Raw genomic sequence first — 18,295 nt, forward strand, 5'->3', positions numbered from 1 at the left:
ATCGCGCCTTCACCGTTGTTCGAATGTCCCGCCGCCAAGCGCGATGTACAGCGCGACGAGATTCTCCACCTCGGCTCGTCGCACCTGCAGGAGCGTCTGCTCGGCGGCGAACAGATTGCGTTCCGCGTCCAGCACTTCGAGGTACCTGACGGCGCCTTCCTGGTAGCGTAGCCGCGCGAGATCGGCGATCACGCGCTGCGCGGCCAGCCCGCGTTCCTGCGCGGCGACCTGCTCGGCAAGATGGCGGCGGCCGGCCAGCGCGTCCGCGACTTCCTGAAACGCGGTCTGCACCGTGCGCTCGTACGTCGCGACACCGATGTCTTGACGCGCTTCTGCAGCCGTCAGGTTGCCGCGCAGCGCTCCGCGATTGAAGATCGGCACCGTGATCGACGGGCCGAAGTTCCAGGCGAGGCCATCGCTGCCCACGAGCCGGTCCAGCTCGAGGGAGGCGAACCCGACGCTGCCCGTCAGCCTTATGGTCGGGAAAAAGGCCGCTCGCGCGGCACCGATGTTGGCGTTGGCGGCGCGCAGGCGCTCCTCCGCCGCCAGGATGTCGGGTCTCGCGACCAGCAAATCGGCTGGAAGTCCGGCGTTGATGGCCGGAAACGTGGCCTGCCGGGCGAGCGGCAAGGCGTCCGGCAGCGGCTGCGCAACGGGCCCTCCGATGAGCACCGTGAGGGCGTTCTCGCCCTGCGCCAGACCGAGTCGGAGTTCGGCCAGCTGGGACTCGGCTTGCGTCAGCAACGACTCGGCCTGGCGGAAATCCAGCGCCGACGTGATGCCGGCATCCAGTCGCACCCTGGCGATGCGCAGGCCGTCGCGCCGACTCTCGACGGTCGCCTCCGCGAGGCGCATGCGCTCGCCGAGCTCCAGCGTCGAGAGATATGTCGAGGCGACCGCACGAATGAGCGACAGGCGAAAGGCCCGCGCGGCTTCGACCGTTGCGAGGAACTCCCCGCGCGCCGCGTCGGCCAGGTTCCGCAGGCGGCCCCAGAAGTCCAGCTCGAAGGCGGTGACGCCGACGTCGACAGAGTAGCGGTTCGCCGTGGTGGACTCGACGCCGGGCAGAGCCGTCGCCGCCGCGCCCGTCCGAGTGCGCACGACGTCGCCGCCCAGCACACCGGCTGGTCGTCGCGCGGCCTCCTGAACACGGAGCACGCCGCGCGCCTCTTCCACCTGGGCGTCGGCGACCGCGAGATCGCGGTTGCGCGTGAGCGCCGTCGCGACGAGGGCTTCGAGGCGGGGGTCCTCGAAGAAGTCCCGCCAGCCGATCTCGCTGGCGCGCTGGCCGATCGCGACATCTCCGCCCGCGTCAGCCGCGTACATCGGCGGTGTCGGCGGTTCGGGACGAACGTGTGGCGGTGCCAGGTGCCGACAGCCGCCGAGCACCAGCAGCGCGACCAGGACCAGGGCCCTACGCATGCGACGCCTCCGGCTCGTTCGGTGTCGTGGGCGTTCCGACGGCCGGCCGCCGGCGGCTGAGCCACCGCCGGACGGCCAGGTAGAACAGCGGCACGAAGAAGATGCCGAACACGGTGGCCGCGAGCACGCCGCCGACGACGCCGGTGCCCACCGCGATGCGACTCGCCGCACTGGCGCCGGTCGCGATGACCAGCGGGACCATGCCGAGGATGAACGCGAGCGACGTCATGATGATCGGGCGGAGCCGCAGCTTCGCCGCGTTCATCGCCGCGTCGAAGGGAGGCACGCCACGCGCTTCCTCCTCGATGGCGAACTCGACGATCAGGATGGCGTTCTTGGCCGCGAGGCCGATGATGGTCAACAGTCCGACGTTGAAGTACACGTCCGCCGCCAGGCCTCTGGCCATCGAGAACAGCACCGCACCGAGCACGCCGAGCGGGACGATCAGCAGGACGGCGACCGGGACGGTCCAGCTCTCGTACAGGGCCGACAGCAACAGGAACACCACCACCAGCGACAGACCCAGCAGGAGACCGATTTGTCCCGCCGCCTGCCGCTCCTCGTAGGACACACCGGTCCACTCGAAAGCGAACCCTTCGGGCAGTTGGCCGGCGAGCCGTTCCATCTCGTCCATGGCCTCTCCGGTGGATCGGCCCGAGGCGGGTAGTCCCGAGATCGTCAACGCGGGGTAGCCGTTGTACCGCTGCACCCGGGGCGGGCCAGAGGTCCACTCGACGGTCGTGAAGGCGCCGAAAGGCACCATGCCGCCTTGGGCGTTCCGTACCCGCAGGTCCAGGATGTGCTGCGGGGTCATGCGGTACGGGGCATCTGCCGCCAGCAGGACACGCAGAATGCGTCCGTCGCGGCTGAAGTCGTTGGCGTAGGCGCTGCCGAAGGCGATCGCCAGCGTGGAGTTCACGTCGGCAATCGACAGGCCCAGCGCACGCGCCGAGATGCGATCGACGCTGACGCGGAGCTGTGGCGCATCTGCCTCGCCTTCGGCTCGCACCCCGGTGAGCACCGGGCTCTCGCTGGCGAGCGCCAACAGCTGGTCGCGGGCTTGCACCAACGCGCCAAGACCGAGGCCAGCGCGGTCCTGCAGCTTGAACGTGAACCCGCTGGCGACGCCCAGGCCTGGTATCGACGGCGGGATGAGTGCGAACGCCAGCGCCTCCTTCATCGCGAAGAGCGTGCGCGTCGCCCGGGCCACGAGGGCCTGCGCGGTGTTGTCCGCACCGGGGCGTTGATCCCACGGATGCAACGTGACAAACGCCATGGCGTTGGACTGCCCGACGCCGAAGAAGCTGAAGCCGCGGACGACGATGACGTTGGCGACTTGCGGCTGGGTCCCGTAGAAGTCCTGCATCTGGACGATCGCCCGCTCGGTGCGTTCGGTCGTCGCGCCTGGTGGCGCCTGCACCACCGTCATCAAGGTGCCGTTGTCCTCGATCGGCAGAAAGCTGGTTGGCAGCCGCCCGAACAGCAGTCCCGTGACGGCGACGAGCGCGACAAAGAGCGCCAAGAACCGCAGCGGCCGCACCAGGATGACGCCGACGCCGCGCTGATAGCGCGCCGTCGTGCGATCGAACCAGCGGTTGAACCCTCCGAACAGCCCGCTCATGAAACGGCTGATGAGATTCGGTCGACGCTCGGTCGCAGGCTGATGGGGTTTGAGCAGCGTGGCGCACAACGCGGGCGTGAGCGTCAGGGCCATCAGTGCCGAGAACGCGATCGAGATGGCCAGCGTGATGGAGAACTGCCGGTAGATGCCGCCCGTCGACCCGGGAAAGAAGGCCATCGGCACGAACACCGCGATGAGCACCAGCGTGATGCCGACGATGGCCGACGTGATCTGGGTCATGGCCTTGACCGTCGCGTCATAGGGCGACAGGTGCTCCTCGGCCATGATCCGTTCCACGTTCTCGATCACCACGATGGCATCGTCGACCAGGATGCCGATGGCCATGACCATCGCGAACAGCGACAGGACGTTGATCGAGTAGCCGAGAGCCCAGAGCCCCAGACACGCGCCGGCGAGCGAGATCGGCACGACGATCGCCGGGATGAGCGTCGCCCGCCAGTTCTGCAGGAAGACGTACATCACGATGAAGACGAGCACCATCGCTTCGAGAAGGGTCTGTAGGACGGCGGCGATCGACGCGTCGATGAATGGCGTCGTGTCGTACGGCACGGCCCACGTGATGTCGGGCGGGAAGTTCGTTTCCAGTTCGGCCAGTCGCGCCTTGACGCCGGCTGCCGTGGCGAGCGCGTTGGCACCGGTGAGCAGTTGCACCCCGATGCCCGCGGCCGGCTTCCCGTTCAGGTCCATGCTCGACAGATAGCTCTGCGCGCCGAGCTCGACGCGCGCGACATCGCGCAGTCGGACGACCGACCCATCAGGCGCGGCGCGCAGGATGATGCTCGCGAACTCCTCGGGCGTGGTGAAACGCTGCTGCGTCAGGATGGAGGCGTTGATCTCGAAGCCGTTGGCCAGCGGCTGATCGCCCAGCGAGCCACCCGTCGACTGGCTGTTCTGCTCCTGGACGGCGGCGAGTGCCTCGGCCGGCGACAACCGGTAGTTGGCGAGCTTGTCGGGATCGAGCCAGATCCGCATCGCGTGCTCGGAGCCGAAGGCACGGATGTCTCCCACGCCCTGCACCCGACGCAACTCGTCGATCACGCGGGTCGCGGCGAAGCTGCCCAGTTCGAGCGTCGATGCCGCGCCGCTCTTGGACGTCAACGCCACGATCATCAGAAAGCCGGTGCCCGCCTTGTTGATCTGGATGCCTTGCCGGCGAACTTCCTCGGGAAGGCGTGGCTCCGCACGGCGGACCCGGTTCTGGACCTCCATCTGCGCCACGTCGATGTCGGTCCCCGCCGCGAACGTCAGCGTCACCGAGGCCGACCCGGTTGAGTCGCTCGACGAGTCCATGTAGAGGAAACCTTCGACGCCGTTCAGCTCCTGCTCGATCACCTGCGTGACGGTCGTGGCGACCACCGACGCCTCGGCGCCTGGATACGTTGCCGCGATCGTCAGCGAGGGGGGGGCGATGTTCGGGTACTGCTCGATCGGCAGCGCGCGGAGAGCCATCACGCCAGCCAGGACGATGGCCAGCGCGAGGACCCACGAGAAGACGGGGCGATCGATGAAGAAGCGGGGGCTCATGGCTGGCGTCTCAGCGCCGGTCGGCCGTGGCTGCCGGCGGCGGCGTGTCGGCAGCGAGCTGAGACGGCGCCGCCATGGTGGCTGTCGTCACGCGCACCGTCTGTCCTGGTTGCACTTTCTGGAGACCGTCGACGATCACGCGATCCCCCGCGGACAGCCCGCCGAGGATCACCCAGAACTCGCCTTCGAGCGGCCCCAGCGTGACAGCACGGGCCTGGACGACGTCCTTGGCGCCGACGACCATCAGGACCGCGCCCTGAGACGTGACGTTCACCGCACGCTGCGGGATGAGGATGCTGTCGGGCCGCGTCCCCTGGGCGGTCCGGACGCGCACGAACTGTCCGGGCACCAACGCACGCTCGGGGTTGGGCAACTCCGCGCGCACCGCGTTCGAGCCCGTGGTCTCGTCAATCCGGAAATCGGCGAAGTTCAGGTGGCCAGCATGCTCGTATTCGGTACCGTCCTCGAGAATGACGCGGACCGGCACCTTGTTCAGGGCCTGTGTCTCGAGTTCGCCCGCGGAAACCTGGCGACGAAAGGCGAGCAGCTCCGCGCTAGACACAGAGAAGTTGACAAAGAGGGGATCGAGTTGCTCGACGCGCGTGAGCAGGGTCGCTTCGGCGGCGCTGACGAGGGCGCCCTCGGTCACCTCCGCGCGGCCGGCCCGGCCAGCGATCGGCGCGTCCACGGTGGCGTAGCCGAGGTTGAGCCGGGCAGTCTCGACCTGTGCCCGAGCCTCCGACACATCGGCCTCGGCGGTCCGGAGGCGCGCGACTGCCGTGTCGTACTCCTGCTGGCTGATGGCTTGCTGCGCGACGAGCCCGTCGTAGCGCTTGACGTCCTGGGCCGCGTTGGCCGCCGTCGCCTGGGCTCGCTCGAGCGCGGCCTCTACGGCACTCAGTTGCGCGCGCAACTCCCGTGGGTCGATCGCAAACAGCGGCTGCCCCGCCCGCACGTCCGTGCCTTCCTGATACAGGCGACGCTGCAGGATGCCGTTGACGCGCGCCCGCACGTCAGCCGTTCGGACCGCGCCGAGTCGTCCGGGGACCTCGTGAATCTGGGTGGTTGGTTGCCGCGCCGCGACGACCACGCGCACCTCGACCGGTGGCGGCGCCTGAGCGGGAGGCGCCTCGGTGGCGCAGGCGGCCAGCAGCCAGGCGCCACAAAGCACTGTTGTACGGATGTCTGCGAGAGGCCTGACACTGCAGGCGTAACGAATCATGTCCACTCTCCGAGGCCCAGGCGTTGGCGCGGAGTATATCCCGGGGCACGAGCGCCGAAGACCGTGACGCGCGTCTCGCGGTTGGCGTCGTGGATGAGGTAGAACACGCCGCATCGGCCGAGGTGGCGCTCATCGAGATGTTTGATAACGGTCGACGTGTCTGATACAAGACGGCCGTTCTCCTCCGGACGGAGTCGTCTCGTGCAACACATCACTCTCGATCGCGAAGAAGGCATCCTCGTCATCACGCTCGCCCGCGGCAAGGCCAACGCGCTCGACTGCGAGATGGTCGACGAGCTCCAACAGGCCCTGAACCACGCGCATGCCGACGCGCGCACGCACGGCGTGGTGATTACGAGCGGCACGCCGCGGATGTTCTGCGGCGGGTTCGACGTGCTGGAGGTGTTCGAATATCCGCCGGAGACGCTCCGGTCGTACATGACGCGCTTCATCGGGCTGTTCGACACGCTGCGTCATCTGCCCAAGCCTGTCGTCGCCGGATTGAACGGCCACTGCTACGGTGGCGGTGCGGCGCTGGCGCTCGCGTGCGACGAACGCATCATGGCCGAAGGCGATTTTCAGTTCGCGCTGAACGAGGTGTCGCTCGGCGTCGTGCTGCCCACGCGCATGGTGCAGGCGATGGCGGCCGTCGTCCCGGGGCCGACGGCGAGGCAGATGTTCCTCGAAGGGCACGCGTGGCGCGCGCACGACGCGCAGGCGCACGGGATCGTCGAGGAACTCGTGCCGCTCGGCAACATCAGGCACCGTGCGATCACGCTGACGCGGCAACTCGCGTCGAGGCCGCCGCGCGCGTTCGCGCTGCACAAGGCCGCGCTCGTCGAGGCCGCAGGCGGACCGCCGTACACCGCTGACGAGATCGCCGCGATGGTGGAGACCTTCGCGACGATCTGGTTCGACGAGGAGTGCCGCACGCAGCGCGCGGCGCTCGTCGCCCGCCTCCAGCGGGTGTAGCAGGTCGAAGGGCCGCGATGCCCGGGGTGCCACGCGGGTGGGACGACCTGTCGGTCGCAGCCCGGAGGGAAGCGGTGGAGATCGTGACGGACCTGATGCTGCCCTGGAGCGGTGCGGCGATCGGCGTCACGCTCACGGCCATGCCGTCGTCGTAGCCGTTGTCGGTCCAGACATTGCCCGGCCGGCTCGCGTCGAAGTGCAGGATGGTGCCCACGTTCCCACAGTGGCCGTTGCTGCCCCGCACGAACCGGTTCCCGATGAACCGGATGCGGGTCGCATTGTCGGGATCGCGAGAGTACGGCTTGCCGCCCGTGGCGCCACCGTACGCGCACACGGTGGACCCGCCCGCGCCGCCGCGGTAGAACAGGTTCTTCTCGATCAGATTGTCGGTGACCGGCGCGAAATCGGGGTACCCGGTCAGACCGGCCGAACAACCCGATCCGGGGCCGGACCGCGTCGCCTCGCATGTGATGGCGTTGTGCCGGAGGGTCGTCTGCTGCTCCATGCGTATGCCGCTGAAATGCGCCTTCGCCTGCGGGTCGACACCCTGGTCGTGTACCCACGAGTTCTCGATGACGCAGTTGCGCACGCAGTAGATCGACCGGCGTCCGCCCGTGACCTCGACCCTGTTGACGCGAAAGCTGCACCGCAGGATGCCGGTGCTTCCGGAGTTGCCGGTCGTCACCTCGGCCGGGAGGTCCACGCGGCTGTCGGTGATCGTGACGCTTGCCGTGTCGCAGTCGTCCGACGCGATGTCGACGCCGCCGTTCAGCCGGGATCTCGTGATGGTGACACCGGACGCACGCACCTCGAGTGGGCTGCAATCGACCGTCCGCGCATCGATGACGGTGCCGGCGGTCGTGATGGTGCACGAACCGACATACGGCGTGAGCGTCGTCCCGGCCGGCACGCCGGTGTTGCCGGGGCCTGGCCAGCAGCCACCCCATGGATCCGGCCCGCCCGGGGTGAAGGGGGCACCGATACACGCGCCACCAGCCTGCGGCGGCGCGGCCGCCTGGCGGTGAGCGACATGGCGGCCCACGGCCGGAGTGGCCGCATGGACCGACACCCACGTCGCGATCGCGGCCACGCACGCTGCCCCCGCCGGACCGCCGAGACGCGTCATGGCTGGCCCCCGCGCCGCCTGGCGAACCACGCGATGCCCCACTGGCCGACGACCTCCACGCGATGGCACCGAACAGCCGACCATGGTGCCCAGGCTCGCGGTCGCGACGATGGCTGCCCGTTCATGCCCATGTCGAACACTCCCGCCGGTCCCATGTCAGAAGTCGAACCGCACGCCGAGCTGGAACTGGCGCGGCGGCTGCGCGGTGCTGATCGTGGCAAACGCGGCGTTGTCCCGAACGACGTTCGGGTTTCCGAAGTTGACCGTGTTGAAGACGTTGAACACGTCGACGATCGGCGTGAGGTTGTACCGCTTGCCGAAGCGGAAGTTCTTGCGGAACGACAGGTCGAGCTGCTTGAAGCCGGGGCCCTCGATCTGCCCGACGGTGGCGGTGCCGCGCCGGTCCTCGGGCGGGTTGGCAAAGGCGTCGCGGTTGAACCAGCCATTCTCGTCGCCGTCGACATCGATCTCGCCTCCGAGATACTCGGCCCGGCGGTTGCCGATCGACGAGTTGCCTGTCGCCGTCAGGTACTGACCTGACTGGAAGCGGAACTTGCTGCTGGCCTCCCAGCCTCCGGCGACGGCTTCGAGGACGCCGCCGCGATCACGCAGCCACGGCAGGCGATAGGTCAGCGTGTTGACCAACGCGTGCCGACGGTCGAACGTCGCCGGCCCATAGAAGAAGCGCAGGTCGCCCGCACCGTCGGCGGTGTCGTTGTCGGCGTTGCCACTCGCATCGGTCATGGCCCGGCCCAGGGTGTAGGACACGGTGAACTGCAGGTCGCCGCGGCGTTTGGCTCCGTACAGCTGCATCGAGTGGTACTGTGAACTCGCGTCGCTCACCCGCAGGCGGATGGACGAGTATCCCTTGTACGGCCGCAGGTAGTTCTCGGACACCCGCTGGGCTGCGGGGAGGGCGGCGTTGGCGCGCAGATCGTCGAAGCTGGCGCGGTTGATGTCCGGCAGCCGGAGGAGATCGCGCCCGGTGTTGCCGACATAACTCGCCTCGACGAAGTAGCCGCCGCCGAGTTCGCGCTGCACACCGAGACTGTAGTTGGTCTGGTGAGGCAGGGTGAGGTTCGGGTCGATGGCATTGATGCCACCCATCGCACCGGCGGCACCGGCGGTGGCATCGGCCAGGGTGTCGATGTTGAAGTTCTCGTAGACCAGGCTCTCCAGGACCGGTGCCAGGTTCATCTGCGAGTAGACGAGATTGCCCTCCGGCTTGTCGTAGAAGAGACCCACCCCGCCGCGCACGACAGTTGTCGGATTGATGGAGTACGAGAAGCTGAGGCGCGGCATGAACAGGTGCTGCGCCTCGTACAGGCCGCGGGGCGCGCCGTACGGAATCCGGTCGTAGTCGCCCCCCGTCAGCAGGCTGACGCGGCCCTGCTGATCCTGGGGAACGCCGTCACCGCCCATGACCAGCCCGTTGAAGCGGTTGCCGATGCCAGGCACCAGCAGACCGTTGGTGCGCAGTTGCACCGCCTGGCTCGGGTCGTATCGCGACGGGTCGAAGTTCACCAGATTGTTCTGCTGCGTGTATGTCGGCGTCGTGTACTCATACCGCAGGCCGACTTCAACGCTCAGGTTGTCGCGGATGCGCCACGTGTCGGACACGAACGCCTGGTACGTCGTGAACCGGAAGAAGCCCACCGGATCGGCCGAGGCCTCGCCGTACGTGCGGAAGTTCCCGAGCAGCATGTCGGCCACGGCATTGCCGCTGCTCCTGGGATTGCCTGAGGGGTTGAAGGCGAGTGAGCCGAAGTAGTTGCCCCGCCCGTTCTGATCCTTCCGGTTGCGCGAGATCGCCACGCCGCTACGCAGTGAATGGCGCCCGCGCACCCAGGTCAGCGTGTCCTGCACGGTGATGTCGGTGGTCGGCGACAGCAGCGCGAAGTCCGGACCGCGGATACTGGAGAAGCCCGTCACCGCGACGTTCGGAATACCGCCGGCGACAAACCCCGGCGTGTCGAACAGTTCCTGGAACGTGATGCCGTGCGTGTCCCGGAGCCACAGATCGCCAACCGGCCTGATGCGCTGACCGTTCCACGAGGCACCGATCTTCACTTCGTTGATCAGGTTCGTGCTCGCGACGTATGTGTGGCCGATCTGGTAGCTCGTCCCCGGGCGCGACCTGTCGGTCGGGACGGTCGGCAAGGTCGTCCCCGAGAATGTCCCCAGCGGGTCAATCAGGGTGTACTGGTCGTGAATGTATCGCCCGTAGAAGCGCTGCGTGCCCGTCGCCTGCCAATCCAGGCGGACGATGTCCTCCCGGTGCTTGAACGGGTTGAACTCCTGGAACGTCGCGTTGTTGACGGTGGGCGTGTCGGACCACTGCGCTGCACGGCCCTGCAGGGCGCGATAGATGTTGGCAAAGGCACGGCCGTTCGGCGAGATACGGTTCTGCGGGATCACGTTCCCGGGAAACGGCTGGCCGGTCGCCGCATCGCGCAGCACGCCATCGTCGGCCGTCCCGACGATACCGTCGGCACCGCGGAGACGGACGCTGAAATCACCGTTGAGTTCGGCCGACGTCGGCAGCGTGTGCCGCGACGGGTTGGTGAACCGATTGATCGTGCGGTACTGCTGGCCGACGAAGAAGAAGAGTCGATTGCGAACGATGGGGCCGCCGAGGGCACCTTCGAAATTGCGGAACTCGAGGGGCGCCTTGATGCGTGCCCCGTTGGCGTCTCGCGGCGCGAAGTAGTTGGCCTCGTCGAACGCCTCATCGCGGATGTCGAAGCGTGCGGTGCCGCGATATCTGTTGGTGCCGCTGCGCGTGACCACGTTGATCGCCGCGCCGCTGCTGCGTCCGAGTTCCGCCGAGAAGTTCGACGTCTGGATCTTGACCTGGTCGATGAAGGACAGACTGACGTTGTTCACCTGACCGCCGTTGGAACCAGAGTCGACGTTGGACGTGCCGTCGATTGTCAGGTTGTTCGTATTGGCGCGTGCGCCGTTGATCGACTGCCCGGTCGTGGCAAGGCTGGTCGCCAGTTCGAGCGGATCGAAGGTCGTCGCGACCGAACCCGGGATGAGCGAGGCCAGTTCCATGTAGTTGCGGCCGTTGAACGCCAGGTCCTTGATCTGCTGCGTGTCGATCGTGCGCGACACCTCACCGGAGGTCCTGTTGACAATCTCGCCGGCGACGGCCGTGACGTCGACCGACTCGCTCAACTCGCCCACGCCGAGCGCGAAGTCGGCGGTCAACCGGCCATCGGCCGTGAGGTCGAAACCGGTCTTCTGCTGGCGGCGGAATCCCTGCAATTCGGCAGTGATCGTGTAGATGCCGACCGGCAGGTTCGTCACCGTGAAGATGCCCTGCCCGTCGGTGACGCGCGCCACCGTGAGGCCGGTGTTCTCGTTGACGATCGTGACACTCGCTCCGGGGAGGACACCACCCTGCGAATCGGACACCATGCCATCGATGCGTCCCGTGATGCCCTGGCCCAGTGAGGGCTGGGCGGCAAGGCACGAGAGAAGGCCGACGACGACGACCGATCGAATGACCTGCTGGCTGCGCGACAACGCGTCGTGAAACATCATGGCTCCTCGAACAATCGCACCGGTCACGGGACGGGCAGCGGACGGGGCGGTGCATGTGTCCCCTCGCGTTCCCGCAGCACGCGCTCGGACTCGACGTGGCCGTCCATCTCGCGCAACCTCTGTGTCTTCAACATCACGTCGATCGGCGTGGCCGGCTCGTTGGATCGGAAGACGCCGCTGTCCTCGCGCCCGCCGTCGCCGACGCGCGGCGCTGCGCACCCCCAGCGGTAGCCCCGCGACGAGCATCACGCCCGCCATCGTCATCACAGGTGAACCCATGACACTACCCTCCCTGATGCGGATCGCCGCGGTGTTCACATGATGAACACCGCGGCACACCCGGCGGCGAGCGAGCTCTCAAGTTTTGACTAACAGTGGCAGGATACTGATCGACAATGCAGGGCGTGTCAATAGCGCAAGTGTTCCCATGATGAACACACTGCGTCAGCGTCTGAGATGAGCGTGTTCCCAACCTGCCAGCGGAACGGCGCCTTCATGGCCCCCGGTCTCCATCCGCTGCAGATGGAGCAGGCGGGGTTCAACCCGATCGTCGGCTCAATACGCGGCGAGTTTACGGATCGCGGTGAGGACGTCCGACGACTGCGGGAGGATCTCCTCCTCGAGGTCGGGACAGTACGCAATCGGCGTGTCCATGGCGGCCACGCGCAGCACCGGGGCGTCGAGGTGCTCGAAGTGATGCTCGGCGATCCGTGCGACGATCTCGCCGCCGAACCCGGCGGTCAGCGAATCCTCGTGCGCCACGATGATGCGATTGGTTTCGCGGACGGCGGTGCCGATGGTTTCCCAGTCGCACGGCGCGATCGTCCGCAGGTCGATCACGCGCACGCTGATGCCGTCCTTCTCGGCCTGCTGCGCCGCGAGCAGCGATCGCTGCACGAGCGCGCCCCACGTGATCACCGTCAGGTCCGTGCCGGGCCGACGTACCGCGGCCTTCCCGAACGGAATCGTGAAGTCGGCCCCCGGGTAGACGCCCTTGTTGTACGTCTGCCGATACAGGTGCTTGTGCTCGAGGAACAGCACGGGGTCGTCGCAGCGGATCGACGTGCGCAACAACCCCGCGGCGTCGACGGCGTTGCTCGGGAACACGACGTGGATGCCGGGGCAGTGCGCGAAGATGCTCTCGCCGGACTGGCTGTGATACAGCGACCCGCCGCGCAGATACCCCCCGATCGGCGTGCGGATCACGACGGGCGCCGAGAACGTGTTGTTCGATCTGTAGCGCAGCATCGTGAGCTCGTCGCGAATCTGCATCATCGCGGGCCAGATGTAGTCGAAGAACTGGATCTCGACCACCGGCTTGAGCCCGCGCGTGGCCATGCCCGTTGCGCGGCCGACGATGTTGGCTTCGGCGAGCGGTGAGTTGAACACGCGCTGACCGCCGAACTCGCGCTGCAGTCCGTGCGTGACCTTGAACACGCCGCCCTTGCCCGCGACCTCGGCGAGCGCACTCTCGCGGCTCGCGTCGGCGACGTCCTCGCCGAACACGATCATGCGCGGGTTGGCGTGCAACTCGTCGCGCAGCGTGCGATTGATCGCGGCCACCATCGTGTCGGGCTTGCCGTCGGTCGCGGGCTCCGAGTCCCACGACGAGGCCGTGACGTCGACATCCGGCGAGTAGACGTAGAGTCCGGCGGTGTCGCGCGCGGGGCGTTCGGCCTTCAGCGCGATGTCCGTCGCGGCATCGATTTCGGCATCCACCGACGCGTGGATCGCGTCGAGCTGCTCGCGCGTGACGAGGCCCTCGGCGAGCAGGAACTCCGCTGCGCGCGCGATCGGATCGCGCGCGGCTTCGTCGGCACGTTCCGCGGCCGTCTTGTACAGACGCTCATCGTCGGAGAGCGAGTGCGAGTACGGGCGCGTGACCTTCGCGTGGACGAACGCCGGGCCTTCGCCGCTCCTCGCGTACGCCACCGCCTCGTCCATCGCCGCGAGACTGGCCTGGATGTCGGTGCCGTCGACGCGGAAGACCTTCAGGTGCGGGAAGCTCTCGACGAGGCGGGAGATGTCGCCGCCAGGTGTCTGCACCTCGACCGGCACCGAAATCGCGTAACCGTTGTCTTCCACGACATACACGACGGGCAGTTGCGCGTTGCTCGCCGTGTTGAGCGATTCCCAGAACTCGCCCTCGCTCGTGGTGCCGTCGCCAACCGAGACGTACGTGACGGCGTCTGGCGCGGGTCGCGCGTGATCGGGGAGGCCGGGCAACTCGGTGAGCAGTCGCGTCGCCTCCGCGCAGCCGATGGCCTGGAGGCACTGCGAGCCAGTGGGACTCGATCCCGACACGATGTTCCAGCGCGTGTGTCCCCAGTGCGACGGCATCTGCCTGCCGCCCGACGCGGGGTCGTCCTTGGCGCCCACGCCCTGGAGGAGCATCTCGAGCGGCGTCACGCCGAGGGCGAGACAGAAGGCGCGGTCGCGATAGTAGGGATAGGCCCAGTCGACGCCCGGCCTGAGCGCGAGTCCCGCCGCCACGAGGATGGCTTCGTGCCCGGCGCCGCTCACCTGGAAGAAGATCTGGCTCTGGTTCTTGAGCTGGATCTCCTTGTCGTCGAGGCGACGCGACAAGACCATCAGGCGGTATGCCCGCAACAGCCGCTCGTCACGAGGCGGGAGCGTCGCGTGGACCGGGTGCGAGGGAGACGACTGCAGCGCCACGCCCCCCATTATGCGGCGGCCCCGGCGAGACGATTCGAGACGAACTCTGGCATAACGAACACCACTGATTCGATGACGGGGGATTATAGTCTCCGGCAACCGGCAACCGGCAACCGGCAACCGGCAACCGGCCCGACTTCGCCATCCGGGCCCGGCCCGCACAGGCTACGATTCCCTCCGTGGCTCTCTATCGCTGGGATGAGATCGCGCTCGAGAAGGTGACAGAGATGGTGTCGCGCAAGGTGGTGCGCGGCGAGCGCGAGATGCTGACGCAGGTCTACCTCAAGAAGGGCGCGCTCGTGCCGCTGCACGCGCACGACGAGGAGCAGATGACGTACGTGCTCCAGGGCGCGCTGCAATTCCTCGTCGGTGGTGAGGACATCCGCGTCGAAGAAGGGGAAGTCCTGCACATCCCCGCCGGCGTGGCCCACCAGGCCGTCGCGCTGGACGACACATTCGTTCTGGGGGCCTTCAGCATGACCGGCAACGGGCAACCGGCAATGGGCAACCGATAGTCGTCGCCATCAATGCTGACCGGTTGCCGATTGCCCGTTTGCACTGCTAGTGCACGTTCCATCCGCCACGGCCGCCGCGGTGGACGTCGAAGTTGCGGCGGGCGCGCTGGAGTCGCCACTTGGTGTAGCGGTACTTGATCTCGGTCATGAGGCCGCCACTGCCGCTGCCGCGCAGCATCAGCACGGCACCCGTCGCGAGCCCTCCGAGATGCGCGAGATGCGCGATGCCGCCGCCTGAAGACGTGACCGACATCAGCAGCGTGATGGCCCCGGTGATCAGCACGAAGATGCGCGCCGGCACGGGGAACAGGAAGTACATGTAGATCGGCCGGTTCGCGAAGATGATCCCGTAAGCCGCGAGCAGGCCGTAGATGGCGCCTGACGCACCTACGGTGGGCGTCACGTACATGAAGTCGGCGAACGAGAACGGCAGCAGCGACGCGACCATCGTCGTCGCCGCCGCGCCGAGCCCGCAGGCCATGTAGAACCGCACGAAGGCGCGCGTGCCCCAGATCTGCTCCAGCTCGGTGCCGAACATCCACAGCGCGAGCATGTTGAACACGAGGTGCGACAGCCCCGCGTGCAGGAACATGTACGAGAACGGCTGCCAGAGCCACAGCGACTCGATCACGGCCGCAGGCGTGAGCCCGCCGTACACGGTGATCATCGGCATCACGATCTGCACCAGGAACAGGACGCCGTTGGCGATGAGCAGCGCCTTGACGGCCGGCGTCACACGGCCCGGTCCGAACTGATACGAGATGCGCGAGTAGGATCGAGTCACCGAGTCAGTGTACTCAGGACTCAGCCCCAGGCATCGCGGCATTCCCGGCATTTCCCTGAACGTGGACCGTTCTCGGTGGTGCGGCGGGAAGGCGTGTGGCGAGGGCTGCGGCCCCGAGCGGGAGACCTGCAAGGAGGGTCAGCGTGAGCGGCAGTCCGATCGCGTCGGCCATCATGCCTGTCACCGGGACGAGCATGCCCCCCGTGCCCCACGCCACGCCCATCATCAGTGACGACACGGTGGCCGCGCTGTGCGGCGCGAGGGCCTGGCCGAAGCTCACGTTCACCGGCAGCGTCGACTGCAGGAACAGCCCGCCCACGGCGAGCAGCGTTGCGAACGTCCAGCCCGTGGTCTGCGGCGCGCCGAGCAGGAACGGCGTGGCCAGCACGAGCGACCACACGATGACCTGTCGCGGACCGAAGCGGTCGGCGAGCGTCCCGCCCCAGAACCCGCCGATGCTCGACATGAACAGGTAGAGCGCCATCGCCGTGCCCGCCTCGCCGACGCTCATGCCCTGGCTGGTGAGGAGTACCGGCACGAACGTCGCGAACGAGAGCGACACCACCGTGCGCAGCACCACGAGCGTGTACAGCAGGAACAGGGGACGGGCGTGCGGCCGCAACGTCCGCAGGCCGCCGCCGTGTGGCCGCGGAGGCGCGAGTGGCAGCGTGGGCACCGTGCGAGCGAAGAGCAGCGCGCACGTCACGCCCGGCAGCAGGAACCACGCCGTGGCGCTCAGGCCGAACCGCTCGGCGGCGTTGGCCACGAGCAATGGCGCGAGCGCGAAGCCGAGCGTACCTGTGGTCACGAACACGCTCATCGCGGTGCCCGGCCGCGCGTGGCCCGCCGTATGCGCCACCATCGCGCCCGGCGGATGGAACGCGGCGATGCCGAACCCGCCGAACACCAGCATGATCGCCAGCGTGGTCTGGTGGTGGACCAGCCCCAGCAGGCTCAGGGCGACGGCGCTGACGAGCGGACCCGCCATCAGCAACACGCGCGCGTAGCCGCGATCGGCCAGACGGCCGAACAGCAGCTGCGACAGCGACGCGGCGGCCTGATAGACCATCATCAGCGTGCCGGCCGCCTGCAGGCTCATGCCGAGCCGCGGCATCAACAGCGGCAACAGCGGCGCGTACATGTTGGAGTACGCGTCGACCATGAAGTGCGCCGACGACACGATGCCGAGCGGCCGTGCGTCGACACGACGGACCTGCGTCATCTCATTCACGGGCATCCTTCGGCGCGCGCCGCTTCATCAGTCGGCCCACGATCCTGCCGAACGCCTCGTCGAACTCGCGCACGCCGAACAGGCGTGCCGCCCCGGCGAGCACCACGAGCGCTGCGCCGATCGTGACGCCGACGCGGACGGCCTGTACGACGAACGCATCGCCCGTCAGCACGCGTGTGTCGAGCCACCCGTGCAGCGCCCATGCCGCACCGGCCATCACCAGGCTCGCCAGCGTGATCCTGACCAATGTCGAGAGGATGGCGCGCGCCCCGATCGATCCGAGACGCCGCCGCAACAGGATCAGCAGCAGACCGGCGTTCACCAGCGACGCGAGCGCCGTCGCCAGGCTCAGGCCCACGAATCCGAACCCGAGCACGCGGGCGAGCGTCACGCTGAGCAGCGCGTTGATCAGCACGGCCGCCACGCTCACTGCCACGGGCGTGCGGGTGTCGCGCAGCGCGTAGAAGGTCGGCGAGAGAACCTTCACGGCCGAATAGCCGATGAGACCCGGCGAATACCCCATGAGGGCCAGCGCCACGTTCTGCGTGTCGGACGGCTGGAACTGGCCGCGTTCGAAGATCAGCCTGACGATCGGCACGCCCAGGACCACGAGGCCGACGGTCGCCGGTACCGTCAGCGCCAGCATGAGTCGCAGGGCGTGAGCCAGCGTGGCGCGCAGCGCGTCCATGTCCTCGCGCGCGGCGTGCTGCGAGAGCAGCGCCAGGGATGCGCCCGCGATCGCCACGCCGAAGATGCCGATGGGGAGGTACATGATTCTGAACGCGTAGTTCAGCCACGACACCGATCCGGCCACCTCGCTTGTCGCCAGAACGGTGCCCACGTAGACGTTGAACTGCGTGGCGGCAACGCCGAGCGTGCCTGGCCCCATCAGCAGGAGGATCTCGCGCAGGCCGGGATCGTTGGGCGCGAAGTCGAAGCGATACCTGAAGCCTTCGCGCCGCAGTTGCGGCCACTGGAGCGCGATCTGTCCGAGCCCGCCAAGGAGCACGGCGAATGCCAGCGCCGTCACCGGCTCCATCCCGAACGCCGGCATCAGTGGCACGAGCAGGAGGATGGCCGCAATCGACGCGACGTTGAACATCGCGGGCGCGAGCGCCGGCATGAAGAACCGGCCGAGCGCGTTCAGCATGCCCATCGCCGCCACCGCCGCCGCCACGAGCGGCAGGAACGGGAACATGAGCCGTGTGAGCTGCACCGTCAGTTCGAGCTTGCCAGGCACGCTCGCGAAGCCTCCGGCAAACGCGCGCGTCATGGGCTCGGCGCACACCATGCCGACACCGGCGATTACCGACGTGACCACGAGCAACGCGGTGATGGCCCGTCGTCCGAGCGTCCAGGCGGCCTCGCGGCCATCGCGCGCGAGCGTCCGGCTGAAGGTGGGGACGAAGGCGGCCGTCATGGCGCCCTCGGCGAAGAGATCGCGGACCAGGTTCGGGAGGCGGAACGCCGCGTTGAAGGCGTCCATCTGATGACTCGCGCCGAACGCGTGCGCCAGGACCTGCTCGCGCACGAGTCCCAGGATCCGGCTCGCCATCGTCGCGCTGCCGATGAGTCCTGCAGCACGAGTCAGCGAGGCGCCGCGCGGCGATGTCACCACGTCATCATCGCACG

The 18,295-nt window shown here is 67.9% G+C and carries 12 protein-coding genes; 4 read left to right on the forward strand and 8 right to left on the reverse strand.

Going from position 1 to position 18,295, the window contains the following annotated elements:
* Positions 1-9 precede the first annotated feature (9 nt).
* From IT182_14965 to IT182_14975, 3 genes are read right to left on the reverse strand one after another with little or no spacing between them, the layout of a single operon-like run.
* A complete protein-coding gene (locus IT182_14965; GenBank protein ID MCC6164649.1) occupies positions 10-1,422 on the reverse strand; it encodes an efflux transporter outer membrane subunit in 1,413 nt (470 codons plus the stop codon).
* Positions 1,415-4,588 carry a multidrug efflux RND transporter permease subunit gene (locus IT182_14970; GenBank protein ID MCC6164650.1) on the reverse strand — a complete coding sequence of 1,058 codons (3,174 nt, stop codon included), beginning with the start codon at positions 4,586-4,588 and terminating at the stop codon, positions 1,415-1,417. The genes IT182_14965 and IT182_14970 overlap by 8 nt, the downstream gene beginning before the upstream one ends.
* Positions 4,589-4,598: 10 nt before the next feature.
* On the reverse strand, positions 4,599-5,810 hold the full coding sequence (locus IT182_14975; protein MCC6164651.1) for an efflux RND transporter periplasmic adaptor subunit: 1,212 nt from the start codon (positions 5,808-5,810) through the stop codon (positions 4,599-4,601).
* 201 nt (positions 5,811-6,011) lie between these two features.
* Here IT182_14975 and IT182_14980 point away from each other — a divergent pair, with 201 nt between their 5' ends.
* The 3 genes from IT182_14980 to IT182_14990 all read left to right on the forward strand — a co-directional run bounded on the left by IT182_14980 (position 6,012) and on the right by IT182_14990 (position 7,807).
* Positions 6,012-6,782, forward strand: coding sequence for an enoyl-CoA hydratase/isomerase family protein (locus tag IT182_14980; protein MCC6164652.1), 771 nt, complete (start codon positions 6,012-6,014; stop codon positions 6,780-6,782).
* Between the two features lie 17 nt (positions 6,783-6,799).
* A complete protein-coding gene (locus tag IT182_14985) occupies positions 6,800-6,937 on the forward strand; it encodes a hypothetical protein (protein MCC6164653.1) in 138 nt (45 codons plus the stop codon).
* Between the two features lie 498 nt (positions 6,938-7,435).
* Positions 7,436-7,807, forward strand: a complete 372-nt coding sequence (locus IT182_14990; protein MCC6164654.1) for a hypothetical protein — start codon at positions 7,436-7,438, stop codon at positions 7,805-7,807.
* 257 nt (positions 7,808-8,064) lie between these two features.
* Here the strand turns inward: IT182_14990 and IT182_14995 are convergent, their stop codons facing one another.
* Positions 8,065-11,457 (reverse strand): TonB-dependent receptor, encoded by a 3,393-nt coding sequence (locus IT182_14995; protein MCC6164655.1) that lies wholly within the window; start codon positions 11,455-11,457, stop codon positions 8,065-8,067.
* A gap of 555 nt (positions 11,458-12,012) precedes the next feature.
* On the reverse strand, positions 12,013-14,142 hold the full coding sequence (locus IT182_15000) for a dehydrogenase E1 component subunit alpha/beta (GenBank protein MCC6164656.1): 2,130 nt from the start codon (positions 14,140-14,142) through the stop codon (positions 12,013-12,015).
* Positions 14,143-14,312: 170 nt separating this feature from the next.
* Between IT182_15000 and IT182_15005 the strand changes: the two genes are divergently transcribed.
* The gene (locus tag IT182_15005) at positions 14,313-14,648 is read left to right on the forward strand and encodes a cupin domain-containing protein (protein ID MCC6164657.1); all 336 of its coding nucleotides are present in this window, start codon (positions 14,313-14,315) and stop codon (positions 14,646-14,648) included.
* A 46-nt stretch (positions 14,649-14,694) separates the two neighbouring features.
* Here IT182_15005 and IT182_15010 read toward each other — a convergent pair whose 3' ends face one another.
* Genes IT182_15010 through murJ form a run of 3 tightly spaced genes read right to left on the reverse strand, consistent with a single transcriptional unit; the run spans position 14,695 to position 18,278 of the window.
* A complete protein-coding gene (locus IT182_15010; GenBank protein MCC6164658.1) occupies positions 14,695-15,432 on the reverse strand; it encodes a rhomboid family intramembrane serine protease in 738 nt (245 codons plus the stop codon).
* A gap of 13 nt (positions 15,433-15,445) precedes the next feature.
* Positions 15,446-16,654 carry an MFS transporter gene (locus IT182_15015; GenBank protein ID MCC6164659.1) on the reverse strand — a complete coding sequence of 403 codons (1,209 nt, stop codon included), beginning with the start codon at positions 16,652-16,654 and terminating at the stop codon, positions 15,446-15,448.
* A 1-nt stretch (position 16,655) separates the two neighbouring features.
* Entirely contained in the window at positions 16,656-18,278 is a 1,623-nt protein-coding gene (murJ, locus tag IT182_15020; protein ID MCC6164660.1) for a murein biosynthesis integral membrane protein MurJ, read from the reverse strand.
* Between the last annotated feature and the right edge of the window lie 17 nt (positions 18,279-18,295).

It is taken from the genome of Acidobacteriota bacterium, assembly GCA_020845575.1.
Taxonomy (GTDB): domain Bacteria; phylum Acidobacteriota; class Vicinamibacteria; order Vicinamibacterales; family Vicinamibacteraceae; genus Luteitalea.

Excerpts from the sequence above, each read along its gene's own strand:
- IT182_14970 (MCC6164650.1), bottom strand. The coding sequence starts at position 4,588 with ATGAGCCCCCGCTTCTTCATCGATCGCCCCGTCTTCTCGTGGGTCCTC.
- IT182_14985 (MCC6164653.1), top strand. The coding sequence starts at position 6,800 with ATGCCCGGGGTGCCACGCGGGTGGGACGACCTGTCGGTCGCAGCCCGG.
- IT182_14990 (MCC6164654.1), top strand. The coding sequence starts at position 7,436 with ATGCCGGTGCTTCCGGAGTTGCCGGTCGTCACCTCGGCCGGGAGGTCC.
- IT182_14965 (MCC6164649.1), bottom strand. The coding sequence starts at position 1,422 with ATGCGTAGGGCCCTGGTCCTGGTCGCGCTGCTGGTGCTCGGCGGCTGT.
- IT182_15015 (MCC6164659.1), bottom strand. The coding sequence starts at position 16,654 with ATGACGCAGGTCCGTCGTGTCGACGCACGGCCGCTCGGCATCGTGTCG.
- IT182_15000 (MCC6164656.1), bottom strand. The coding sequence starts at position 14,142 with ATGGGGGGCGTGGCGCTGCAGTCGTCTCCCTCGCACCCGGTCCACGCG.
- IT182_14975 (MCC6164651.1), bottom strand. The coding sequence starts at position 5,810 with ATGATTCGTTACGCCTGCAGTGTCAGGCCTCTCGCAGACATCCGTACA.
- IT182_14995 (MCC6164655.1), bottom strand. The coding sequence starts at position 11,457 with ATGATGTTTCACGACGCGTTGTCGCGCAGCCAGCAGGTCATTCGATCG.